Genomic DNA, 23,413 nt, shown 5'->3' with positions numbered 1-23,413 from the left:
GCGCGCCTCACGCCGACAGGGCCGCGTTGTGGAACACGTCCTGCACGTCGTCGAGGTCCTCGATCACGTCGAGCAGCTTCTGCATGCGCGCGGCGTCCTCGCCTTCCAGCTCGACCGTGTTCTCGGCGCGCATCGTCACCTCGGCGATCTCGGGCTTCAGCCCGGCGCCTTCCAGCGCGGCCTTCACGGCCTCGTAGTCGGCCGGGGCGCACAGCACCTCGATGGCGCCGTCGTCGCCGGTGATCACGTCCTCGGCGCCGGCTTCCAGCGCCACTTCCATGACCTTGTCCTCGCTGGTGCCGGGCGCGAACACGAACTGCCCGCAGTGCTTGAACTGGAACGCGACCGAGCCTTCGGTGCCCATGTTGCCGCCGTACTTGCTGAAGGCGTGGCGCACCTCGGCCACGGTCCGCACGCGGTTGTCGGTCATGCAGTCGACGATGATCGCGGCGCCGCCGATGCCGTAGCCCTCGTAGCGGATCTCCTCGTAGTTCACGCCTTCGAGGTTGCCGGTGGCCTTGTCGATGTTGCGCTTGACGGTGTCGACCGGCAAGTTCACGGCCTTGGCCTTTTCAACCGCCAGCCGCAGCCGCGGGTTGGACGCGACGTCGCCGCCGCCCAGGCGTGCGGCGACCATGATCTCGCGGATCACGCGGGTCCAGGCCTTGCCGCGCTTTTCGTCCTGGCGGCCCTTGCGGTGCTGGATGTTGGCCCATTTGGAATGTCCGGCCATGGTGGGGGAAGCTCCTTCGTCGAAGGCAGCGAGTTTACGGCGGCGGCAGCCTCATGCCAGAACTGATCGGCACGCGGCCGGGCCGCGACGGGGACGCTAGACTCGCCGACGCCTCAGCCGACGGAGCCCCATCGCCATGCCCGATCCCATCCTCGTCGCCCAGCACGGCGCCACCGAATGCCACCTGCTGCCCGCGCTGGCCAACCGCCACGGGCTGATCACCGGGGCCACCGGCACCGGCAAGACGATCACGCTGCAGACGCTGGCCGAGAACTTCAGCAAGATCGGCGTGCCGGTGTTCATGGCCGACGTGAAGGGCGACCTCACCGGCGTCACGCAGGCCGGCAGCATCGGCGGCAAGCTCGCCGCGGTGCTGAAGGAACGCGGCCTGGGCACGCCCGAATCGGTGGCCTGCCCGGCAACGCTGTGGGACGTCTTCGGCGAGCAGGGGCACCCCGTGCGCGCCACGGTCTCGGACATGGGTCCGCTGCTGCTGGCCCGCATGCTGGCACTGAACGACACGCAGGCCGGCGTGCTGAATCTGGTGTTCAAGATCGCCGACGACCAGGGCCTGGCGCTGCTCGACATGAAGGACCTGCGCGCGATGCTGCAGTTCGTCGGCGACAACGCGAAGGAGTTCACCACCGAGTACGGCAACGTCAGCGCCGCCAGCATCGGCGCCATCCAGCGCGGGCTGCTGCAGATCGAGGAACAGGGCGGCGACAAGTTCTTCGGCGAGCCCATGCTCGACATCAGCGACTTCATGCAGACCGTGGACGGCCGCGGTGTCGTGAACATCCTCGCCGCCGACCGGCTGATGAACGCTCCGCGGCTGTACGCCACCTTCCTGCTGTGGATGCTGAGCGAGCTGTTCGAGTTGCTGCCCGAGGTGGGCGACCTCGACAAGCCCAAACTCGTGTTCTTCTTCGACGAAGCGCACCTGCTCTTCAAGGACGCGCCGGCGGTGCTGACCGAGCGCATCGAGCTCGTCGTGCGCCTGGTGCGCAGCAAGGGCGTGGGCGTGTACTTCGTGACGCAGAACCCGCTCGACATCCCCGACACCGTGCTGGCGCAGCTGGGCAACCGCGTGCAGCATGCGCTGCGCGCTTTCACGCCGCGCGACCAGAAGGCGGTGAAGTCGGCCGCCGAGACCATGCGCGCCAACCCCGCCATCGGCGACATGGCCACCGCCATCACCGAGCTGGCCGTGGGCGAGGCACTGGTGAGCTTCCTCGACGCCAAGGGGCGGCCCAGCATCACCGAGCGTGTCTACGTGCTGCCGCCGGGCAGCCAGATCGGCCCCATCACGCCCGAGCAGCGCAAGGCGCTGCTGGCCGGATCGCTGGTGGCCGGCACCTACGAGAAGACCGTGGACCGCGACTCGGCCTACGAGAAGATCAAGGGCCGCGCCACCGCCGAAGCGCCAGCGGGCGGCGGCCTGCAGGGCAGAACGGCGCGCGGCCCGGCCAGTGCCGGGGCCGGCCAGGCGCCGGCCGAAGGCGGCGGCATGATGGACGGCCTGAAGGACGTGCTGTTCGGCAGCACCGGCCCGCGCGGCGGGCGCCGCCCCGGGCTGGCGGAAGCCGCCGCCACCTCGGCGGTGCGCAGCATCGGCACCGCGGTCGGGCGCGAGATCATTCGCGGCGTGCTGGGCTCGCTGCTCGGGGGTCGCCGGCGCTGACCACCGCGGCGGCGCCGGCGGCGGGCCGGCGCAGCACGCGCGCCGCGCTGCCCAGGGCGGGCAGCAGGCGGTTGGCGAAGTAGCTGCTGGGCGTGTCGGGCTCCAGCGCGGCCACCACCAGGTGCGCCAGCGGCTGGTCCAGGCCGACGTAGAAGCTGCCGGCACCGGCCTGCAGGGCCAGCGGCTCGGTCTGCACCGTCACCAGCAGCGCACGGCGCGCGTCGGCGATGCGGCCGCGCACGTCGGGGCGGTCGGTCTCGACGCGGGCCGTCTCGCGCCACGTCTCGGCCAGCAGCGGCTGCGGCGCCCCCAGGGTCTGCACCTGCACGCCCAGCGCCTGCAGCCGCGCCACCGCCTCGCCCGCTTCGGCCGCGAGCCAGTAGCCGCAGGGCCGCGGCCGCTGCACCAGCGTGCGCAGCTCCAGCGACGAGTTCCACTGCACCTCCAGCGGCAGGTCGGCGCCGGTGGCGGGGTCGAGCATCGGCAGCACGCGCCGGGTCGGCGTCTGCGCCGCCAGCACCGCCACCGTGCCCTCGCAGGCGGCCGCAGCCACCTGCTGCGCCAGCGCCTGCTGCAGCGCAGCCAGGGCCGGGGCGCGTTCGGCGGCACTGTGCAGCAGGCTGCGCAGCGCGACCAGGTGGCTGTGCACGCGGCGCTCCAGATGCAGCCGGCCGATGCCCACGCCGCGGCTTTCCAGCAGGATGCTCACCGCGTGCTGCAGCCCCTGCACGTTGCGCAAGGTGTCGGGCTGCACGCCGCCCATCGACAGCCGCAGGTCGCCCGGCGTCGTCGGGTTGGTGTAGTACCAGGTGTGCGTCAGGCCGTCCGCGTCGAGCGCGCTGCGCAGCGGCGCCAGGAACCAGGCCTCGGTGGCGGCGGCCAGGGCCGGCGGCAGGTTGGCGGCGGTGGCGTGCTGCAGCAGCAGGTCGTGACGCTGGATGGCGCCGAACTTCTGCAGGTAGCGGCCAACCACCGTGTGCTCGTGCACGTCGACCACCAGCGCCGGCGTGAACCGGCGCGCCAGGCTCGCCAGCGCGCCGGCCTCGGGCGTGCGCAGCAGCAGGTGGTCGCGGTTGATGTCCTGCCCGTCCATCGCCACACGCAGCCCGAACGCCGCGCCGTCGGGATTGGCCCGCGGCAGCACGAGCACCTCGATGTGCTGCAGCAGCGGCGCCAGCGCGCCGCCGGCCAGCTCGCGCGACAGCGCCAGCAGCGCTTCGCTGCCGGCCGGCTCGTCGCCGTGCTGCTGGCCCAGCAGCAGCACGCGCGGGCGCGCGCCGCCGGCGAACGAGGACGCAGCGGGCGCGGCGACGGTGAAGTGCAGCGCCTCGATCGCCGTGCCGCGCTGCGAGACCCCCGCGGCGATGCGGCGCACGCCCGGCACCTGCGCCAGCGCGGCCAGCAGCGCCGACAGTTCCTCGTTGCTGGTGAAGGTGCTGCGCCCGGGCTGCAGGCCCGGCGTGTCCGCACGCTCGGTCGGCGCCGGGAAGCGGGCGGCGACGGCCTCGCTGTACGGCAGGCCGGGGGCCGACGCCGCGGACGCAGCCGCGGACGCAGCCGCTGGCGCGGCCGGCGCCGCGGCCGCCGACGCCGGCGGCATCGCCACCTGCGCCACCGCCGCGCCCGCGGCCAGCAGCCCGGCGGCCAGGCCTGCCGCCCCCGACTCCCACCACGCGCTGCGCCACCGGTTCCTGCCCATCGCGGCATCTTGCCAGCAGCAGGCCACAATGCCGTGATGAAACGTTGGCTGACACGCCTGCTGCTGTCGATCGCGGTGCTGGGCGGCGCGCTGCTGCTGGCGGGCCGCCTGGGCCTGCTGGCGGGCAGCGAGCCCGCCGACCTGGGGGTGCAGGGCGGCCGGCTGAAGGCGCCGTCCACCACGCCCAACAGCGTCAGCAGCCAGGCCGCGCTCTGGGTCGCCCACCCGCGCCGGACCGATGCCGGCATCGCGCCGCTGCCGCTGCGCGGCGACGCCGCCGACGCCATCGCCCGTCTGCAGCCGCTGGCCGCGGCGATGCCCGGTGCGCGTGTCGTGCGCGGCAGCGCCGACTACCTCTACGTGCAGTGCACGTCGCGCTGGCTGGGGTTCGTCGACGACGTCGAGTTCTGGGTCGACCCCGCGGCCGGGGTGATCCACGTGCGCTCGGCCTCGCGCATCGGCCACGGCGACCGCGGCGTGAACCGCGCGCGCATCGAGGCGCTGCGGGCGGCCTGGATGCGGCCCGACTCCTGACAGGCCACGATCGGGTCCGCCCGCCCGGCGCACGCCCACCCGATCCGGGTCCCCGCGCGGAAGCCGGCCACGGCCACGCGCCTACAATCGCGGGGTTTGGGGGCGCGCACATTCCTGGTGCCTCCCTTGGAGAGTTTCCGTGTCCGAGTCGCAAATCGTGTCCGCCGCCGCCATCGCTTCCGACCTGCCCACGCTCGAGCGTGAGCTGGCCGAGCTGTTCGTGCAGGCCCTGAACCTCGAAACCCCGGCGGCCGAGATCGACCCCGCCGCCTCGCTGTTCGGCGACGGACTGGGCCTGGACTCGATCGACATCCTGGAAGTGGCGCTGGAGGTCTCGCACCGCTACGGATTCCAGCTGCGCTCGGACGACGAGAACAACCACCAGATCTTCCAGTCGCTGCGCAGCCTGGCCGCCCACGTGGCGCAGCACCGCACGAAGTAAGCGCGCCCATGCCGATCTGGCGCATCGTCGCCGTGGCGACCGCCCTCGTCGGCTACACGCTGCTGTCCACCACGATGATGGCGCGCTGGCCCGACCACCCGTGGTCGGTGGCGGCGCTGTTCGGCCCGCTGCTGCTGGCGCTGGCCATCGGCGGCGCGCTCAAGCGCCACTGGCCCACGCTGGCCGCCTGCGCGGGGCTGGCGCTGCTGCTGGTGCTGCTGGTGGCGCGCGGCGGCGCCGACATCAACCGCCTGTACGTGCTGCAGCACGCCGCCATCCATGCCAGCCTGGGCTGGACCTTCGGCATGACGCTGCGCCCCGGCGCGACGCCGCTGATCACGCTGATGGCCGAGCGCGTGCACAGCGTCTTCACGCCCGAGATGCGCGCCTACACCCGCTGGCTCACCGGCGCATGGGTGCTGTTCTTCGCCGGCATGATCGTGGTCTCGCTGCTGGTCTATGCGCTGGCGCCCTGGACCTGGTGGTCGTTCTTCTGCGGCGTGCTGACGCCGGCCGCAGCGGTGGGCTTCTTCGTCGGTGAGCACCTGATGCGCTACCGCCGCCACCCCGAGTTCGAACGCGTCACGCTGGCGCAGGCCTTCCGGGCCTACCGCGCCTCGGGCTCATGAGCGCGCCGGGCCGCTCCCGTGCGCCCACCCCGCGGCGCGCAGCGTGCAGGGGCGTCCGGTGACCGCCGCCACGCTGCCGCTGCTGGCACCGCGCGACCTGCACGCGCCGCTGGCCTGGCGCCGCGGCGCCCCGGTGAGCGCGGCGCAGTTCCTCGGCGACGCCACGCTGCTGGCCGAGCAGCTGCCGGCACGCGGCCGGCCGATCAACCTGTGCCAGGACCGCTACCGCTTCGCGCTCGGTCTCGCCGCGGCGCTGCTGCGCGGCCAGACCAGCCTGATGCCGCCGAACGCGCTGCCCGAGACGCTGCGCACGCTGCAGGGCGGCGCCGACGCCCCTTACGCGTTGGTGGACGACGCGGCGCTCGACGTCGGCGGGCTGCACGCGGTCTTCGTCGAGGCGCCGGCGGACGCGGCGCCGGTGCATGCCGTGCCGCAGATCCCGGTGGACCTGGAAGCCGTGTGCCTGCTGACCAGCGGCTCCACCGGCCCGCCGCAGCCGCACGCCAAGCGCTGGGGGCCGCTGGTCGCCAACATCGGCGCCGAGGCCGAGCGGCTGGCGGGGTTCCTGGGCCGTCCGTCGCTGCACGGGCTGAACGTGCTGGCCACCGTGCCGGCCCAGCACAGCTACGGCTTCGAGTCGACGGTGCTGCTGGCGCTGCTGGGCGGTGCCTGCTTCGACGCCGGCCGGCCGTTCTACCCGGCCGACATCGCCGAGGCGCTGCAGCGCGTGCCGGCACCGCGCGCGCTGGTGACCACGCCGTTCCACCTGAAGACGCTGCTGCTCGCCGGCGTGGCGCTGCCGCCGGTGGAACTGGTGCTGTCGGCCACCGCGCCGCTGTCGCCGCAGCTGGCGGCCCAGGCCGAGGCCGCCTTCGACGGCCAGTTGGTCGAGATCTACGGCTGCACCGAAGCCGGCCAGGTGGCCGCGCGCCGCACCACCGCCGGCGAGACCTGGCAGACGCTGGGCGCGCTGCGCATCTGGCGCGAGGATGCCGCCGACGGCGACAGCGCCGGCGAACGCTTCCTGGTGCAAGGCGGCCACGTCGTCGAACCCACGCCGCTGGCCGACGTGCTGGAACTGCAGGACGACCGCCACTTCCGGCTGCTCGGCCGCGCCAACGACCTGATCCACGTCGCCGGCAAGCGCAGCTCGCTGGCGCACCTGAACTTCCACCTCAACCGCATCCCGGGTGTCGACGACGGCGCCTTCTGGATGCCCGAGGAGCACGCCGACGGCATCACGCGCACGCTGGCCTTCGTGGTGGCGCCCACGCTCAGCGCGCGCCAGGTCATCGAGGCCCTGCGCGCGCACCTGGAGGCGGCCTTCGTGCCGCGGCGCGTGATCCACGTGCCGTCGCTGCCACGCGAGGCCACCGGCAAGCTCACGGCGCAGGCGCTGGCCCGGTTCGCGCGCGATGCGTTGAGCGAGGGTGACCGGTTCGAGATCCCTGCCGACCACCCGTCGTTCGCCGGCCACTTCCCCGGCCAGCCGGTGCTGCCCGGCGTGGTGCTGCTGTCGCTGGTGCTGCGCGCGCTGGACGCGCAGCCCGCGCTGCGCCAGCGCCTGGGCGCCGTGCCGCAGATCGCGCAGGTCAAGTTCATCGCCCCGGTGGGGCCGGGCACCGCGCTGCGCGTGGCACTCCGCGTACACGGCAGCGGTGTCGCCTTCGAGGTGCTGCGCGACGACGCCGCCGTGGCGCGCGGGCAGCTCGCACCCGGCCACCCGACATGACCAGTGCGGCCGCCAAGGACTGGACCGCGGCGCAGGAGCGCAGCAACATGCTGGCGCTGCGCACGATCGCCTGGATCGCCACCCACCTGGGGCGCCCGGTGGCGCGGCTGGTGCTGCACCCGATCACGCTGTACTACCTGCTGTTCGCGCCGCTGCCGCGGCGGCAGTCGCGGCGCTACCTGGGCCGCGCGCTCGGCCGGCCCGCGGGCTGGCTCGACCTGTACCGCCACATCCACACCTTCGCCTCGGTCGCGCTGGACCGCATCTGGTTCGCCAGCGGCCGCATGGACGTGTTCGACATGCAGATCCGCGGCAACACGCTGGTGGACACCGCGGTGGACGAAGGCCGCGGCGCGATGCTGCTGGGCGCGCACCTCGGCAGCTTCGAGGCGCTGCACGCCGTGGGCACCAGCCACCCGGGGCTGCGCGTGGCGATGGTGATGTACCCCGGCAACGCGCGCATGATCCACAGCGTGCTGCAGGCGCTGGCGCCGCACTTCGAGCTCGGCATCATCCCGATCGGCCAGCGCGGCTCGGCGCTGCAGATCCGCGACTGGCTCGACGGCGGCGGCCTCACCGGCCTGATGGGCGACCGCTTCGTGCCCAGCGACGCCGTGCACGGCAGCAGCATCACGCTGCCGTTCTTCGGCCGGCCGGCGCAGTTCACCGACGGCCCGATGCGGCTGGCGATGATGCTGCGGCGCCGCGTCATCTTCATGGTCGGCCTGTACCACGGCGGTCGCCGCTACGACGTGCGCTTCGAGCCGCTGGCCGACTTCCGCGATCCGCCCACCGACCCGGCCGAGCGCGAACGCCTCGTGCTGGCCGCGGTGGCCGACTACGTGCAGCGCCTGGAGGCCCTGTGCCGCGAAGCGCCCTACAACTGGTTCAACTTCTATGACTACTGGCATGAAGACGACGCGCCCGCCTGAGCCGGCGCGCGCGGTGACGCACCTGCGCCGTGCGCTGCTGCTGCTGGCGCTGGCCTGCACCGCGGCACCGGCCTGGGCCGCGTTCGACCTGGCGGCGCTGATGGCGCAGCTGGCGCAGCGCAAGGGCGGCGAGGCACGCTTCACCGAGGAACGCACCGTGACGACGCTCGACGCCACGCTGCGCGCCAGCGGCCGCCTGACCTTCCAGGCGCCCGACCGCTTCGCGCGCTACACCGAGGAGCCACGCGCCGAGTCGATGGAAGTGCAAGGCAACAACGTCGTGCTCAAGCGCGGCACGCGCACGCGGCAGATGGTGCTGGACGCCATCCCCGAACTGGCGGCGCTGGCCGACGCGATGCGCGGCACGCTCAACGGCGACGCCGCGGCGCTGCAGCGGCACTTCCGCGCCGAGGTCACCGGCGTGCCGGCGCGCTGGGTGCTGACGCTCACGCCCACCGACAGCCGGCTCGCGCGCAGCGTCGAGCAGCTGCAGATCGCGGGCCTGGGCGGCGACGTGCGCAGCATCGACCTGCGGCTGGCCGGCGGTGACCGCTCGCTGATGCTGGTCGAGCCGCTGACCGCCCCGACGGCCGGCCGATGACCCAGCACGCGCTGACGCCGCGGCACCGCGCCACGGTGCTGCTGCTGTGGCTGGCGGCGCTGCTGCTGGCCGGCTGGCAGATCGCGCGCACGCCGTTCGCGGCCGACCTCTCGGCCTTCCTGCCCGCCACCGCAGACGCGCAGCAGCGCGTGCTGATCGACCAGATCCGCAGCGGCGCGCCGGCGCGGCTGCTGTTCATCGGCATCGAAGGCGGCGACGCGCCGGCGCGCGTGGCGGCGTCGAAGCAGCTGGCCGCCGCGCTGCGCGCGAGCGGCCTGTTCGAGCAGGTCAGCAACGGCGACAACGACGCCTGGGCCGACATCGGCCGCTGGATGGTCGAGCGCCGCTACCTGCTGAGCCCGGCCGTCACGCCCGAGCGCTTCCAGGCCGACGGCCTGCGCGACGCGATCGACGACACGCTGTCGCTGCTGGGCACGCCGGCCGGCGCGGCGATCAAGCCGCTGCTGGAGCAGGATCCCACCGGCGAGGTGCAGCGCATCGCCGAAAGCATGATCCCGGTGCGCGCGCCGCGCACGGACGATGGCGTCTGGGTGGCGCGCGAGGCACCGCGCGCGCTGCTGCTGGCCGGCGTGCGCGCCGACGGCGCCGACCTCGACGCGCAGCAGGCGGCCATCGCCGCCATCCGCACCGCCTTCGCGCCGCTGCAGGCGCAGGGGCTGACGCTGCTGGTCAGCGGCGCGCCGGTGTTCTCGGTCGACAGCCGGGCGCAGATCGAGGCCGAGGTGCATTGGCTCGCGATCTCGGGCACGGTGCTGGTCAGCGTGCTGCTGCTGGCGGCCTTCGCCTCGCCGCGCGCGCTGCTGGTGGCGCTGCTGCCGGTGGCCACCGGCGTGCTGCTGGGCATCACCGCGGTGGGGCTGGTCTTCGGCAGCGTGCACGGCGTGACGCTGGGCTTCGGCACCACGCTGATCGGCGAGGCCGTGGACTACGCGATCTACTACCTGATCCAGGCGCGCGGCCGCGGCGGCCAGGGCTGGCGGCAGTGGCTGGCCGGCGGCTGGCCGACGCTGCGCCTGGGGCTGCTGACCTCGGTGTGCGGCTTCGCGGCACTGCTGTTCTCGGGCTTCCCGGGGCTGCAGCAGCTGGGCGTGTTCTCGATCGTCGGGCTGGTCGGCGCGCTGCTGGCCACGCGCTACCTGCTGCCGGTGCTGATGCCCGACGGCTCGCGCGGCGTCGGCCTGCGCCGCCAGCTGGCGCAGGGCGCGCGCTGGGCGGTGGCCGTGCTGCCGCGCACGCGCGCGCTGTGGCTGGCGCTGGGGCTGGCCTCGGCGGTGCTGGTGCTGCAGCGGGGCGACCTGTGGGACGCCGACCTGTCGTCGCTGAGCCCGGTGTCGCGCGAGGCGCTGGCACTCGACGCCAGCCTGCGCGCCGACATCAGCCCGGGCGCCGACGGCGCCGTCTTCGTCGTCGTGCAGGGTGCCAACGCCGAGGCCGCGCTGCAGCGCGCCGAAGCCGCATCGGAACGGCTGGAGCAGCTGGTCAACGACCGTGTCATCGCCGGCTTCGACAGCGTCACGCGCTTCCTGCCCAGCCTGCAGACGCAGCAGCGGCGCCAGGCCGCGCTGCCGTCCACCGCGGCGCTGATGGCGGCGCTGGAAGAAGCCACCGAAGGCGGGCCGCTGCCGGCGCGCCGCCTGGTGCCCTTCGTCGCCGCGGTCGACGAGGCCCGCGCGCTGCCGCTGGCCACACCCGAGTCCGCGCGCGACTCGGCGATCGCGCCGTTGCTGAACGCGATGATGCTGCGCCGCCCCGACGGCAGCTGGTCGGCGCTGCTGCCGCTGCAGCCGGTGGGCGAGAACATCGACCTGGACCGCGTGCGCACGGCACTGCAGGGCCTGCCGCAGACGCAGCTGGTGGACATCGGCGGCGAGCTCGGCCGCATGTACGACCGCTACCTGGGCGAAGCGCGCATGCAGGCACTGCTGGGCGCCCTGGGCGTGCTGCTGCTGGTGGCGCTGATGCTGCGCAACCTGCGCCGCCTGCTCGCGGTGTGCCAGCCGCTGCTGCTGGCGGTGCTGCTGACGCTGGGTGCGCTGGCGTTGCTGCGCGTGCCGCTGGGCATCCTGCACCTGGTGGGGCTGCTGCTGATCGTGGCCGTGGGCTCGAATTACGCCCTGTTCTTCGACCAGCTCACGATGGCGCGCGACCGCGGCGACGGCGCCGCCAGCGACGACACGCTGGCCTCGCTGGCGCTGGCCAACCTGACCACCGTGCTGGGCTTCGGGCTCATCGCGCTGTCGACGATCCCGGCGCTGTCGGCGATCGGCCGCGTCGTCGCGCCGGGGGCGCTGCTGGCGCTGGTGCTGGCGGCGGCGTTCGCGCCGCGGCCGAACCCGCCGCCGGCGCGGCCAGGCCGGTCACCGCGCCGGCAGGGTGCGCAGCGCCTGTGACAAAATTTTGCATGCCGGAAGCGCCGGCCGCCTGCAGTACCGTCCCGCCGATGGCTCCCCTCCCCGCCCCCGCCGCCGCCCCCCGCTGGCCCTGGCCGCCCGCCTTGCGCGCCAGCGTGGGCCTGCACATGGCGGCCGGCGCGGCGCTGTTCGTGCCCGGGGTCGAAGCCTGGGCGCTGGGCAGCGTGGTGCTGAACCACCTGGGCCTCACGGCCGCCGGCCTGTGGCCGCGCAGCAGCGTGCTCGGCGCCAACGTCACCCGGCTGCCCGCGGCCAGCGCGGCGCGCGGCGCCGTCGCCATCACCATCGACGACGGTCCCGACCCCGCCGTCACGCCGGCCGTGCTCGACCTGCTCGACACGCTGGGCGCACGGGCCACCTTCTTCTGCATCGCGCAGCGCGCGGCGCGGCACCCGGCGCTGGTGCGCGAGATCGTCGCGCGCGGCCACGACGTGCAGAACCACAGCGACGGCCACCGCCACGACTTCTCGCTCAGCGGCCCGCGCAAGCTGGAACGCGAGATCGCCGCGGCGCAGGCGCGGCTGGCCGACATCACCGGCCGCCGGCCGCATGCCTTCCGCGCCCCGGCCGGGCTGCGCAACCCGCTGCTCGACCCGGTGCTGCACCGCCTGGGGCTTCACCTGGTCAGCTGGACGCGGCGCGGCTTCGACACCCGCGACGCCGACCCCGCGCGCGTGCTGGCACGTCTGGAACGCGGCCTGGCCGGCGGCGACATCCTGCTGCTGCACGACGGCCACGCGCGGCGCACGGTCGCCGGCCGCCCGGTGCTGCTCGACGTGCTGCCGCCGCTGCTGGCGCGCGTGCGCGCCGCCGGCCTGCACACCGCCACGCTGCAGGCGGCGCTGCCGACGCGCCACCCGACCCCATGAACCATTCCGAGCAGACCCACCTGAGCCCGCCGCGCAACGCCGAGACCGACGCCTTCTGGCGCGCGCTGCACGACGCCGCGACGCAGCCGTACCGCGCTGCCGGCAAGTTCGCCTGGCATTTCGCGCGCGGCAAGCTGGGCCGCGACCCGGTGTTCCGCGGCATGCTGGAGCGCGGCGACCTGCTCGGCGGCCGCGTCGTCGACATCGGCTGCGGCCAGGGGCTGCTGGCCAGCCTGCTGCACAGCTGCGCGCGGCTGGCCGACGCGGGCCGCTGGCCCGCCGCCTGGCCCGCGGCGCCGCGGGCCACCGCCTACACCGGCATCGAGCTGATGCCGCGCGACGTGCGCCGCGCCGAGGCGGCGGTGGGTACGCTGACGCTGGGCGACGGCACCACGCCGCGCTTCGTCTGCGGCGACATGTGCAGCACGCCGCTGCCGGCCTGCGAGCTGGTGGTCATCCTCGACGTGCTGCACTACGTGGACCACGCCGCCCAGGACGCCGTGCTGCGCCGCGTGCACGAGGCGCTGCGCCCGCGCGGCCGGCTGCTGCTGCGCGTGGGCGACATGGCCGACGCCGGCGGCTTCCGCATCAGTCAGTGGGTCGACATGCTCGTGACCTGGGTGCGCGGCCACCGCGCGCCGCCGACCTGGGGCCGCAGCGTCGCCGAGTGGACGGCCGCGCTGCAGAGCCTGGGCTTCACCGTGCGCGCCGTGCCGATGAGCGCCGGCACGCCGTTCGCCAACGTGCTGCTGGTGGCCGACCGCCCATGACGACGACACCCATCCCCCGCATGCAGCCGCTGGGCATCACGCAGCACACCCTGGTCACGGCGCTGGGCCACGGCCGCGACGCCACCTTCGCGGCGCTGCGCGACGGCCGCACGGGCCTGGCGCGGCGCGGCTTCGAGACGGCCGACATCGGCTCGTGGCTGGGCGTGGTCGCGGGCATCGACGGCCTGGACTGGCGCGCCGACCTGGCCGACTACGACTGCCGCAACAACCGCCTGGCCGAGCTGGCACTGCGCGCCGACGGCTTCGGCGACGCCGTGCGCGCCGCCGCGGCGCGCTGGGGTGCGCAGCGCGTGGGGGTGTTCCTGGGCACCAGCACCTCGGGCATCCTGCAGACCGAGCTGGCCTACCGCGCGCGCGACGCCGCCACCGGCGCGCTGCCCGGCTGGCTGCACTACGGCCAGACCCACAACACCTACTCGGTGGCCCGCTACGTGCGGGCCGCGCTCGGGCTCACCGGGCCGGCGCACGTGGTGTCCACGGCCTGCTCGTCCAGCGCCAAGGTCTACGCGGCGGCCGAACGCATGATCCGCCTGGGCCTGGTGGATGCGGCCGTGGTCGGCGGCGTCGACAGCCTGTGCATGACCACGCTGTACGGCTTCCAGGCGCTGGAGCTGACGTCGGGCGAGATCTGCCGCCCCTGGGACGCCACGCGCGCCGGGCTGTCCATCGGCGAGGCCGCGGCCTTCGCGCTGCTGGAACGCGACGCCACCCGGCCGATGGGCTGGCTGCTGGGCGCCGGCGAAAGCAGCGACGGCCACCACATGAGCAGCCCCCATCCCGAGGGCGCGGGTGCGGCGCTGGCGATGCGCGCGGCGCTGGCCCAGGCCGGGTTGCAGCCCGGGCATGTGGACCACCTGAACCTGCACGGCACCGGCACGCCGGGCAACGACGCCGCCGAGGACCAGGCCGTGTGCACGGTGTTCGGCACGGCGCTGCCCTGCAGCAGCACCAAGGGCTACACCGGCCACACGCTGGGCGCGGCCGGCGGCGTCGAGGCCTCGATCGCGCTGCTGGCGCTGCAGCACGGGCTGGCGCCGCCGAACCTGAACCTGCAGACGCAGGACCCGGCGCTGCACGCGCACCTGCTGCGCGAGCCGCTGCAGCGGCCGCTGCAGGTGGTGGCCAGCAACTCCTTCGGCTTCGGCGGCAGCAATGCCTGCCTGATCTTCGGAGGGGTGCGATGAGCCCGCTGCACGCCGACGTGCTGGGCATCGGCCTGCTCGGGCCGGGGCTGGCCGACTGGACCAGCGGCGCGCCGCTGCTGCGCGACCCCGCGCTGTGGCAGCCTGCCGCCACCGTGGTGCCGCCACCGCAGCGCCTGCCGCCCACCGAGCGCCGCCGCGCCGGCGCGGTGGTGAAGGTGTCCATCGTCGTCGCCGACCAGGCACTGGCCGCGGCCGGGCTGGACCCGGCCACGCTGGCCACGGTCTTCACCTCGTCCACCGGCGAGCCCGCCAACTGCCACGCGCTGTGCGAGGCGCTGGCCGCGCCCGAGCGGCTGGTGTCGCCGACGCGCTTCACGAACTCGGTGCACAACGCGCCGGGCGGCTACTGGCACATCGCGGTGCACGGCATGGCGGCGTCGACCAGCCTGTCGGCCTTCGACGGCAGCTTCGCGGCCGGCCTGCTGGAGGCGATGGCGCAGGTGGCCACGTTGCAGGCCCCGGTGCTGCTGGTGGCGGCCGACGTGCCCTACCCCGACCCGCTGCACGCCAAGCGCCCGGTGGCCGATGCCTTCGGCGTGGCGCTGCTGCTGGGCCCGGGCACGCGGCTGGCGCTGACGCTCGAGCCCGAGACCGCGCCCACGCCCTGCGGCCACGCCGGCCTGGACGCGCTGCGCACCGGCATCCCGGCGGCGCGTGCGCTGCCGCTGCTGCAGGCGCTGGCAGGCGGCGCCGCCGGCCCGGTGCACATCGAGGGCCTGCCGGGCATGGGCCTGCAGCTCACGTTGGAAAGAGCGCTGGAACGGGCGCCGGCATGAGCACCCCCCCGCAGACGCTCGACCGCGACGGCATCGCCGCGCGCATTCCGCACAGCGGCAGCATGTGCCTGCTCGACGGGCTGCTCGGCTGGGACGCCGACACCGTGCGCTGCCGCGCCAGCAGCCACCGCGACGCCGCGCACCCGCTGCGCTCGCCCGGCGGGCTGCTGGCACCGGTGGCGATCGAATACGCCTCGCAGGCGATGGCGCTGCACGGCGCACTGACCGCGCTGCCCGGCAGCACGCCGTCGGCCGGCTTCCTGGCGGCCGCGCGCAGCGTCACGCTGCACGTGCCGCGGCTGGACGACGTGCCCGGGCTGCTGCTGGTGCAGGCCACGCGCCTGGCCGGCGCCGACCAGCAGGCGCTGTACCAGTTCACCCTGCACGACGAACAGGGCCGCCTGCTGGTGGACGGCCGCGCCACCGTCGTGCTCAACACCCCGCTCGTTCCCCCATGACCCCTCCTTCCGGCCTGCACGGCAAGCGCGCCCTCGTCACCGGCGCCAGCGGCGCGCTCGGCAGCGCCATCGCGCGCCGCCTGGCCGCCGACGGGGCCCACGTGCTGCTGCACGCCAACGCCAACGCCGCCGCGGTGCAGGCGCTGGCGGCCGAGATCGGCACGGCGGGCGGCAGCGCCGAGACCTGCGTCTTCGACCTCACCGACGACGCCGCCACCGCTGCCGCCGTGGCCGCGATGCTGCAGGCTGGCACGGTGCAGATCATCGTCAACAACGCCGGCATCCACGACGACGCCGTGTTCCCCGGCATGCGGGCCGAGCAGTGGCACCGCGTCATCGATGTCTCGCTGCACGGCTTCTTCCGCGTCACGCAACCGCTGCTGCTGCCGATGCTGCGCACGCGCTGGGGCCGCATCCTGAACATCTCGTCCGTGGCGGCACTGGCCGGCAACCGCGGCCAGGTCAACTACGCCGCGGCCAAGGGCGCGCTGAACAGCGCGACCAAGGCGCTGAGCCTGGAAGTGGCCAGCCGCGGCGTCACCGTCAACGCCATCGCGCCGGGCATCATCGCCTCGCCGATGGCCGACGGCAGCTTCGACAAGGACATGATCGAGCGCCTGGTGCCGGCCAAGCGTGCCGGCACGCCCGACGAGGTCGCGGCGCTGGCCGGCTTCCTCGCCAGCCCGGCCGCCGGCTACATCACCGGGCAGGTGGTGTCGGTCAACGGCGGCCTGTATTGAGCGCGCCGGTGCCCGGCGGGCTCAAGATGCGCGCTGCGTGGCCGATATCCCTGGCCTGAGGGTCCCTGCGCTGCCATGATCAAGATTGAACCCGCCCCGTCGGATTTCGCCCAGCTCGACGCTGCGCCCGGCGGTGCCTGCCCGGGCTGCGCCGACGCCGAGAAGCTCGTCTTCCAGTTCGACTACGCCTACCAGCCCATCGTCGACGTCGCCACGCGCAGCGTGTGGGCGCACGAGGCCCTGGTGCGCGGCCCCACGGGGCAGGGCGCCGGCTGGGTGCTGGACCAGGTGACGCAGGACAACCGCTACCGCTTCGACCAGGCCTGCCGCGTGAAGGCCATCAAGACCGCGGCCCAGCTGGGCATGCAGGACCGGCTGTCGATCAACTTCATGCCCAACGCGGTCTACAAGCCCGAGGTGTGCATCCGCACCACGCTGGAAGCGGCGCGCGTGCACGGCTTTCCGACCGACCGCATCGTCTTCGAGGTGACCGAGGGCGAGCGCGTCGAAGACGGCCCCTGGCTCGCCAGCATCCTGCGCGAGTACCAGCGCTGCGGCTTCCTGACCGCCATCGACGACTTCGGCGCCGGCTACGCCGGCCTGACGCTGCTGGCCGACTTCCGGCCCGACCTGATCAAGCTCGACATGGCGCTGGTGCGCGGCATCGACACCAGCACCGCGCGCCAGGCCATCTCCCGCGGCATGCTGGCGATCTGCCGCGACCTCGGCATCACCGTCATCGCCGAAGGCGTGGAGACGCGTGCCGAACACGACTTCTTCCGCGACCAGGGCGTCACGCTGATGCAGGGTTACCTGTTCGGCCGGCCGCAGTTCCGCGCGCTGGCGCAGCCGGGCACCATCGCCTGGCCTGCAGCCGCCTGACGTCAGGACGCCACGGTCCGCGCCGGCGCTGCAGCCGCGCCGCTGAACTCGGGCCCGCGCAGCGCCGCGGCATCGTAGCCGCGGTCCACGTCGAGGCCGGCGATGTGCCAGTCGTGCGCCGGCAGGCGCAGCGGGTGCACCACCTCCTCGTACGAGCGCATCGGCCACAGCACGCCGAAGCGGCGCGCGTGGTCGAAGGTGTCGACCTCGGCCACGGCGCCCTGCGTGCCGCTGTAGCCTTCCAGCGTGAAGCGCACGCGGCGCGTGATGCCGCTGCCCTGGTCGATGCAGACCGCCACGCGGTCCAGCGCCACGCGGCCCAGGCCGGGGCGCTTCCACACCTGCACCACGTCGCACAGCCGGCCGTCCACGCGCTCGGTGCCGCCGCGCTGCGCCACCAGGCCACGTCCGGCCAGCCACAGCGGCCCCAGCAGGAACAGGCCGTAGCCCTCGGCCACCAGCGCCGAGGCGGCGAGCACGCCGGCGTCGGTGCTGGCCTGGCCGTTGAACCACACCCCCACCTCGCCGGGCCGCGCCGCGCTGCCGTCGCCGCGCTGCCACCACACGTGCTTGCGCCCGGCCGGGCCGGTGTAGGCCTGCGCCACCACGCCGGCCTGCGGCAGCAGGCGCTCTTCCGACCAGCCGCGGTAGCCCTTGTCGACGACCACCGGCTGGATGCGGTCGATGATGGGCCGCCAGGCGCCGTCGTAGCGCACGTTGATGTCGCGCAGCTGCCGGTAGGCCGACCATCCGTGCACGTCGGCACTGTGCTGCAGCAGGCGTTCGGCCACCGGGTCGGACGCCGGGTCGGGTGCGCCCAGCGGCAGCGGCGTGCCGCAGCCGGCCAGGCCCAGCGCCGGGGCGGCTGCGCCGAGCAGCAGCAGACGGCGACGTTGCAGGAACCGGGAGTCTTGTGGGGTCATGGTGCAGCCATCGAAGCGGACGGCGGATGTTGCCGCAAGCTACGCGGCTGCGTGGCGCGCAGGGGAACCCGGTCTGGCGCGGGCCGCGGGCCTGGCGTTAGCATCTGAAACAGACGCTGCAGCGTCGCCGACACCGTTCCACTCACGAGGGAGTACACCATGCGCCAACCCGCCAGTTCCACGCAGCAAGCGCTGCGCATCGCCAGTCTCCTGGCCGCCGTCGCCGTCGCCGGCTGCGGCAGCATCCCGGGCATGGGCTCGGCCAAGAGCGACACCGCCGCGGCACCGGCCGCCGCCCCCGCCGGCCCCAAGATCGGCCCCGGCATGAACGAGCGTGGCGAGGTCGTCGACGCCAAGAAGGTGGAAGCCGGCTACGGCCAGAAGGTGAAGGGCCTGAACGACTGGGAAGGCGAGATCACCGGCAAGCCCGCACCGGGCAGCAAGTTCACGCAGCTGCAGATCGGCATGCCGATGAAGCAGGTGCTCGACATCGCCGGCACGCCCACCGACCAGGGTTCGTACATGACCGGCAAGGCCTGGATCCCGTTCAACTTCGGGTCGGACCGCTACCGCCACGAGGCCGTGTACAAGGGCCAGGGCCGGCTGATCTTCGCAGGCGGGGCGGGCTTCGATTCGAACGCCCACCTCATCTGGATCATCCACAGCGCCGCCGAACAAGGCTACCGTTGATGGCGGGCAGCCGCCGGCAGCTGTCAGGCCGGCCGTTGCACCCCGACAGCACGTCCCTGCCGACCCGCCGGCGCCTGCTCGGCGGGCTGGCGCTGGCAGCCACGGCCGCCGCCACCGGCGGCTGCGCCTTCGCGATTCCACCCACCCTGCCACGCATGGACGTGTTGCGCCTGCCGGGGCCCTGCCCGGCGTCTTCCACAGCGGCATCGACACTGCTGGTGCTGCTCCCCGGCGCCTACAGCCGGCCCCCTGAATTCATCGAGGCCGGCTTCGTCGAGGCGCTGCGCGCGCAGCGCACGGCCGCCGACGTCTGCATCGTCGACGCCCACCTCGGCTACTACACCGACAAGAGCATCGTGCGCCGCCTGCGCGACGAGGTCGTGCTGCCGGCCCGCGCGCAGGGCACGCGGCGCATCTGGCTGGTCGGCATCTCGCTCGGCGGCTTCGGCGCGCTCGGCTACGCGGTGCGCCACGGCGCCGAGATCGACGGCGTGCTGGCGCTGGCGCCCTACCTGGGGCCGCGGCGGCTGATGCAGGAGATCGCCCAGGCCGGCGGCCCGGCGGGCTGGCACGCCGCCACGCCTGCCCCGGTGCCGGGGGGCGACGATCTCGACCGCGAGCTCTGGCACGCATTTGCGGCCCGGGCCGCCGCGCCGACGCTGCCGCCCGTGCACCTGGGCTACGGCCGCGACGACCGCTTCGCCGATGCGCACCGCGTCTTCGCCGACCTGCTGCCGGCCGCGCGCGTCGCCAGCACCCCGGGCGGCCACGACTGGCCGGCGTGGTCCGCGCTGTGGCAGGACTGGCTGGCGCGCGGGCCGCTGCAACCGGCGTGCGCCGCGGCATGAAGCCTGGCCGCATGCAGGCGGTGGTGCTGCCTGCGTTCACCGCCAGCTGCGCCGCGGGCGTGGGGCTGCAGGCGCTGGCCGTGGCCGTCGCCGAACAGCGCAGCGGCCTGCGACCGCTGGCCGACCCGGCCACCCCGCTGGCGACCTGGGTCGGCCGGGTGGACGCCCTGGTGCAGGCGCCGCTGCCGCCGGCCCTGCAGGCCTGGGACTGCCGACCGACGCGGCTGGCCTGGCAGGCCCTGCAGCAGGACGGCTTCGCGGAGGCAGTGGCCGCGGCGCGCGCCCGCTGGGGGGCGGCGCGCGTGGGCCTGGTGCTGGGCACGTCGGCGTCGACCATCGGCGACTCGGAGGCCGCCTACCGGCATCTCGACGCCGACGGCGGCTTTCCGGCCGGGCACCGCAACCCGCGGCTGCACACGCCGCACGCGCTGGCGGCCTTCGTGCAGCAGGCGCTGGCGCTGGAAGGCCCGGCGGTCACGGTGTCCACGGCCTGCTCGTCCAGCGCCAAGGCCTTCGCCAGCGGCGAGCGCTGGCTGCGCAGCGGCGTCGTCGATGCGGTGGTGGTGGCCGGCGTCGAGGCGCTGAGCGCCAGCCTGCTGTACGGCTTCCGGGCGCTGGGCCTGATGTCCGACGCTCCCTGCCGGCCCTTCGACGCACGCCGCCAGGGCATCAGCATCGGCGAGGCCGCCGGCTTCGCGCTGCTGCAGCGCGCGGCGGGCGACCCGGCGGACGCCACGGCGACCGGGCTGCGCCTGCTGGGCTACGGCGAGTCGAACGACGCCCACCACATGTCGACACCGCATCCGCAGGGGCTGGGTGCCGAGGCGGCGCTGGACGACGCGCTGGCGCGCGCCGGCCTGCAGGCCGCCGACGTCGACCACGTCAACCTGCACGGCACCGCCAGCGCCGCCAACGACGACGCCGAAGCGGCCCTGGTGGCGCGCCGCTACGGCCCCGAGGTGCACGCCGCCGCCACCAAGGGCCTGACCGGGCACACGATGGGCGCGGCCGGCATCGTCGAGGCCGTGCTGTGCCTGCTGGCATTGCAGGGCCGCGGCCTGCCCGGCAGCGCGCACACGCAGGCCGCCGACCCCGCGTTCGGCCCGCGTTTCGCCAGGCAGCTGCGCCTGCAGCCGGCCCCCGGCCGCGCGCGGGTCGCAGCCAGCCATTCCTTCGGCTTCGGCGGCAACAACTGCGTGCTGCTGTTCGGGGGCGCCCCCGGGATGTCGGCATGACGCCGCAGCGCCTGTACATCGACGGCGTGGCGCTGTGGACGCCGGCGCTGCCGGGCTGGGCGCAGGCGCGTGCAGCGCTGCGCGGCGACCCGGCGCCGGCGCAGGCCGCAGCGCACGCGCCCGCCCGCCCGAGCCCGCCGCTGCTGGCCGCCAACGAACGCCGCCGCGCCCCCGACTCGGTGCTGGTGGCGCTGGAAGTGGCCTCGGCCGCGGTGGCGATGGCCGGCCAGGACCCGGCCACGCTGGCCAGCGTGTTCACGTCCGCGCACGGCGACCTGGCGATCGTCGACGCGCTGTGCAGCACGCTGGCGGCCAACCCGCTGCTGCTGTCGCCGACCCGCTTCCACCACTCGGTGCACAACGCGGCCTCGGGCTACTGGGCCATCGCCACCGGCTGCCGCGCGCCCAGCAGCGCGGTGTCGGGCTTCGAGGCCAGCTTCGCCATCGGCTTCGTGGAAGCCGCCAGCCAGCTGGCCGCCGACGGCGTGCCGGTGCTGCTGGCCGGCTTCGACACCGACGCGCGCGGCCCGCTGGCCTCGGTCAACCGCAGCCGCGGCCTGCTGGGCGTGGCCCTGGTGCTCGCACCCGCCGTGAGCGCCCACTCGCTGTGCGCCGTCGACTGGTGCGTGCACGGCGGCAGCGCCGCGCTGCCGCCGCTGCAATCGGGCGCGGCACAGGCGCTGGAGGCCAACGCGATGGCCGACGCGCTGCCGCTGTTCGAGCTGCTGGCCCGCGCGGCGCCCGCCACCGCGGCCACGCCGGCGGCGCTCGCGCTGCCGCTGGGGCCGGCCGGGGTTTTGCAGTTGTCCATGACAATGCGCGCGCCGGCCAGCGACAATGCCGGTGCGGCGTGAAGCCCCGCCGCACCACCCACGCCATGGACACCTCGCCGATGCACACCTCCCCCGCCACGCCCGAGCACGAGATCGTCATCATGGGCGGTGGCCTGGCCGGCCTGACACTGGCCCTGCAGCTGCGCCAGCGCATGCCCGACATCGACGTGCTGGTGCTCGAACGCCGCCCGCACCCGGTGCCGGAGGCCTGCCACAAGGTGGGCGAGAGCAGCGTCGAGATCGGCGCGCACTACTTCGAGCACACGCTGGGCCTGGGCGAGCACCTGCGCGGCGCGCAGCTGCGCAAGTTCGGCTTCCGCTTCTTCTTCAGCGAAGGCCGGCGCGACCTGCACCGCGTCACCGAGCTCGGCGCCAGCCGCCCGCTGCCGGTGCCCAGCTACCAGATCGACCGCGGCATCTTCGAGAACTTCCTCGGCGAGGAATGCCAGCGGCGCGGCATCCGCTTCGTCGACAACGCGCTCATCCGCAAGGTCACGCTCACCGAAGACGGCACGCCGCACCAGCTGCAGTGGCAGCGCCCCGGCGAGCCGCTGCGGCACACCAGCGCGCGCTGGGTCATCGACGCCTGCGGCCGCGCCGGGCTGCTGAAGAAGCAGCGCGGGCTGGCGCAGGACAACGCGCACGCGGCGCACGCGGTGTGGTTCCGCATCAGCGACCGCATCCACATCGACCAGTGGCCGCTGGACGACGGCCAGGACCCCGCCCAGGTGCAGGCCTGGCGCGAACGCTGCGTCACACCCACGCGCTGGCTCTCCACCAACCACCTGGTGGGCGCGGGCTACTGGGTGTGGCTGATCCCGCTGGCCTCGGGCTCGCATTCGGTGGGCATCGTCGCCGACCCGAAGTACCACCCGCTCGAGTCGATGAACACCTTCGACAAGGCGATGGACTGGCTGCACACCTACCAGCCGGCGCTGTTCGACGACCTCGACGGCAAGCGCGACAAGCTGCAGGACTTCGCCTTCTTCCGGCGCTTCAGCCACGACTGCAAGCAGGTCTTCAGCGAGCACCGCTGGGCGCTGGCCGGCGAGGCCGGGCGCTTCCTCGACCCGTTCTATTCGCCGGGCAGCGACTTCATCGCCATCGGCAACACCTACATCACCGCGCTGGTCGAACGCGACCGCAGCGGCCAGCGGCTGCACGCCCACACCCAGGTCTACGAGCAGATCTTCAAGTCGTTCTACGACAGCACGCTGGCGCTGTACGTCGACCAGTACGGCCTCTTCGGCGACCCTGAGGTGCTGCCGTGCAAGGTGATCTGGGACTACACCTACTACTGGAGCGTGCTGGCGCAGCTGTTCTGCCAGGAGCGCCTGACCGACCTGGGCTCGATGGGCCACCTGCGGGACGAGCTCGCGGCCTGCCAGAAGCTCAACGTCGCGGTGCAGGACTACCTGCGCGCCTGGGGCACGGTGAGCGCGCGGCGCAACCTGCCGGTGATGCTGGACCAGGCCTCGGTGCCGTGGTTCGTCGAGCTCAACCGCAGCCTGCACGACGCCGCGCTCGGCGACGAGGCGTTCCGCCAGCGCATCCGGCAGGCGGCGCTGACGCTGCAGCAGCTCGCGGCCGAACTGCTGCAGCGCGGCACGCGCGAACACCCGCAGCTCGACGGCAGCGCGCTGCGCGCCCTGCTGCCGGCCGCGGCGCTGCAACCGCGCGACGAGCAGCTGCTGTTCCGCAGCGCAGGCGCGTTGCAGGCCGAACTGGCGGCCGAACCGGCCTGAGCC

23 protein-coding genes are annotated in these 23,413 nt (G+C 74.3%); 20 read left to right on the top strand and 3 right to left on the bottom strand.

Features of this window, described 5'->3' with window-relative positions; translation table 11 throughout:
- Positions 1 to 7 precede the first annotated feature (7 nt).
- A complete protein-coding gene (locus ACPOLB_RS20700; RefSeq protein ID WP_425257926.1) occupies positions 8 to 733 on the bottom strand; it encodes a YebC/PmpR family DNA-binding transcriptional regulator in 726 nt (241 codons plus the stop codon).
- Positions 734 to 869: 136 nt separating this feature from the next.
- On the opposite strand from ACPOLB_RS20700, the gene ACPOLB_RS20695 reads away from it, so the two are divergent.
- Positions 870 to 2,414 carry a helicase HerA-like C-terminal domain-containing protein gene (locus ACPOLB_RS20695; protein ID WP_425257925.1) on the top strand — a complete coding sequence of 515 codons (1,545 nt, stop codon included), beginning with the start codon at positions 870 to 872 and terminating at the stop codon, positions 2,412 to 2,414.
- On the opposite strand, the gene ACPOLB_RS20690 is transcribed toward ACPOLB_RS20695, so the two are convergent.
- A complete protein-coding gene (locus tag ACPOLB_RS20690) occupies positions 2,368 to 4,113 on the bottom strand; it encodes a M14 family metallopeptidase (RefSeq protein WP_425257924.1) in 1,746 nt (581 codons plus the stop codon). The two genes, ACPOLB_RS20695 and ACPOLB_RS20690, sit on opposite strands and share 47 nt — an antisense overlap.
- A gap of 36 nt (positions 4,114 to 4,149) precedes the next feature.
- Between ACPOLB_RS20690 and ACPOLB_RS20685 the strand changes: the two genes are divergently transcribed.
- The 14 genes from ACPOLB_RS20685 (at position 4,150) to ACPOLB_RS20620 (ending at position 17,136) form a co-directional block, all read left to right on the top strand.
- Positions 4,150 to 4,647: a DUF1499 domain-containing protein gene (locus ACPOLB_RS20685; RefSeq protein ID WP_425257923.1), complete on the top strand. Its 498-nt coding sequence runs from the start codon at positions 4,150 to 4,152 to the stop codon at positions 4,645 to 4,647.
- Positions 4,648 to 4,786: 139 nt separating this feature from the next.
- Positions 4,787 to 5,089, top strand: coding sequence for a phosphopantetheine-binding protein (locus ACPOLB_RS20680; RefSeq protein WP_425257922.1), 303 nt, complete (start codon positions 4,787 to 4,789; stop codon positions 5,087 to 5,089).
- A gap of 8 nt (positions 5,090 to 5,097) precedes the next feature.
- Positions 5,098 to 5,718 carry a hypothetical protein gene (locus tag ACPOLB_RS20675; protein WP_425257921.1) on the top strand — a complete coding sequence of 207 codons (621 nt, stop codon included), beginning with the start codon at positions 5,098 to 5,100 and terminating at the stop codon, positions 5,716 to 5,718.
- Positions 5,719 to 5,776: 58 nt separating this feature from the next.
- Entirely contained in the window at positions 5,777 to 7,450 is a 1,674-nt protein-coding gene (locus tag ACPOLB_RS20670) for an AMP-binding protein (RefSeq protein ID WP_425257920.1), read from the top strand.
- Positions 7,447 to 8,382, top strand: a complete 936-nt coding sequence (locus ACPOLB_RS20665; RefSeq protein WP_425257919.1) for an acyl-CoA synthetase — start codon at positions 7,447 to 7,449, stop codon at positions 8,380 to 8,382. Before ACPOLB_RS20670 ends, ACPOLB_RS20665 begins: the two co-directional genes overlap by 4 nt.
- The gene (locus ACPOLB_RS20660; RefSeq protein ID WP_425257918.1) at positions 8,360 to 8,983 is read left to right on the top strand and encodes a LolA-related protein; all 624 of its coding nucleotides are present in this window, start codon (positions 8,360 to 8,362) and stop codon (positions 8,981 to 8,983) included. Before ACPOLB_RS20665 ends, ACPOLB_RS20660 begins: the two co-directional genes overlap by 23 nt.
- Positions 8,980 to 11,394, top strand: coding sequence for an MMPL family transporter (locus tag ACPOLB_RS20655; protein WP_425257917.1), 2,415 nt, complete (start codon positions 8,980 to 8,982; stop codon positions 11,392 to 11,394). The genes ACPOLB_RS20660 and ACPOLB_RS20655 overlap by 4 nt, the downstream gene beginning before the upstream one ends.
- A 50-nt stretch (positions 11,395 to 11,444) precedes the next feature.
- Positions 11,445 to 12,284, top strand: a complete 840-nt coding sequence (locus tag ACPOLB_RS20650) for a polysaccharide deacetylase family protein (protein ID WP_425257916.1) — start codon at positions 11,445 to 11,447, stop codon at positions 12,282 to 12,284.
- Positions 12,281 to 13,054: a class I SAM-dependent methyltransferase gene (locus ACPOLB_RS20645; RefSeq protein WP_425257915.1), complete on the top strand. Its 774-nt coding sequence runs from the start codon at positions 12,281 to 12,283 to the stop codon at positions 13,052 to 13,054. Before ACPOLB_RS20650 ends, ACPOLB_RS20645 begins: the two co-directional genes overlap by 4 nt.
- A 20-nt stretch (positions 13,055 to 13,074) precedes the next feature.
- Complete coding sequence (locus tag ACPOLB_RS20640) at positions 13,075 to 14,259, top strand: beta-ketoacyl-[acyl-carrier-protein] synthase family protein (RefSeq protein WP_425261955.1); 1,185 nt, start codon at positions 13,075 to 13,077, stop codon at positions 14,257 to 14,259.
- Positions 14,256 to 15,056 (top strand): beta-ketoacyl synthase chain length factor, encoded by an 801-nt coding sequence (locus ACPOLB_RS20635; RefSeq protein WP_425257914.1) that lies wholly within the window; start codon positions 14,256 to 14,258, stop codon positions 15,054 to 15,056. Before ACPOLB_RS20640 ends, ACPOLB_RS20635 begins: the two co-directional genes overlap by 4 nt.
- On the top strand, positions 15,053 to 15,514 hold the full coding sequence (locus ACPOLB_RS20630) for a hydroxymyristoyl-ACP dehydratase (RefSeq protein ID WP_425257913.1): 462 nt from the start codon (positions 15,053 to 15,055) through the stop codon (positions 15,512 to 15,514). Before ACPOLB_RS20635 ends, ACPOLB_RS20630 begins: the two co-directional genes overlap by 4 nt.
- Entirely contained in the window at positions 15,511 to 16,254 is a 744-nt protein-coding gene (gene fabG / locus ACPOLB_RS20625; RefSeq protein ID WP_425257912.1) for a 3-oxoacyl-ACP reductase FabG, read from the top strand. Before ACPOLB_RS20630 ends, fabG begins: the two co-directional genes overlap by 4 nt.
- A 75-nt stretch (positions 16,255 to 16,329) precedes the next feature.
- A complete protein-coding gene (locus ACPOLB_RS20620; protein WP_425257911.1) occupies positions 16,330 to 17,136 on the top strand; it encodes an EAL domain-containing protein in 807 nt (268 codons plus the stop codon).
- Between the two features lie 2 nt (positions 17,137 to 17,138).
- Here the strand turns inward: ACPOLB_RS20620 and ACPOLB_RS20615 are convergent, their stop codons facing one another.
- A complete protein-coding gene (locus ACPOLB_RS20615) occupies positions 17,139 to 18,059 on the bottom strand; it encodes a hypothetical protein (protein WP_425257910.1) in 921 nt (306 codons plus the stop codon).
- A gap of 159 nt (positions 18,060 to 18,218) precedes the next feature.
- Between ACPOLB_RS20615 and ACPOLB_RS20610 the strand changes: the two genes are divergently transcribed.
- The 5 genes from ACPOLB_RS20610 to ACPOLB_RS20590 are packed head-to-tail and all read left to right on the top strand — an operon-like array spanning position 18,219 to position 23,410.
- A complete protein-coding gene (locus tag ACPOLB_RS20610) occupies positions 18,219 to 18,749 on the top strand; it encodes a hypothetical protein (RefSeq protein ID WP_425257909.1) in 531 nt (176 codons plus the stop codon).
- Positions 18,750 to 18,784: 35 nt separating this feature from the next.
- Positions 18,785 to 19,597, top strand: coding sequence for an alpha/beta hydrolase-fold protein (locus tag ACPOLB_RS20605; protein ID WP_425257908.1), 813 nt, complete (start codon positions 18,785 to 18,787; stop codon positions 19,595 to 19,597).
- Positions 19,594 to 20,832, top strand: a complete 1,239-nt coding sequence (locus tag ACPOLB_RS20600) for a beta-ketoacyl-ACP synthase (RefSeq protein WP_425257907.1) — start codon at positions 19,594 to 19,596, stop codon at positions 20,830 to 20,832. The genes ACPOLB_RS20605 and ACPOLB_RS20600 overlap by 4 nt, the downstream gene beginning before the upstream one ends.
- Positions 20,829 to 21,686, top strand: a complete 858-nt coding sequence (locus tag ACPOLB_RS20595) for a beta-ketoacyl synthase chain length factor (protein WP_425257906.1) — start codon at positions 20,829 to 20,831, stop codon at positions 21,684 to 21,686. The genes ACPOLB_RS20600 and ACPOLB_RS20595 overlap by 4 nt, the downstream gene beginning before the upstream one ends.
- 38 nt (positions 21,687 to 21,724) lie before the next feature.
- Positions 21,725 to 23,410, top strand: a complete 1,686-nt coding sequence (locus ACPOLB_RS20590) for an NAD(P)/FAD-dependent oxidoreductase (protein WP_425257905.1) — start codon at positions 21,725 to 21,727, stop codon at positions 23,408 to 23,410.
- Positions 23,411 to 23,413 lie beyond the last annotated feature (3 nt).

Origin of the sequence: Rubrivivax soli (assembly GCF_049810355.1) — a bacterium.
Lineage (GTDB): Bacteria > Pseudomonadota > Gammaproteobacteria > Burkholderiales > Burkholderiaceae_C > Rubrivivax.
Note: the sequence above shows the minus strand (reverse complement) of the source record. Positions and strands in the feature narration are given on the sequence as shown.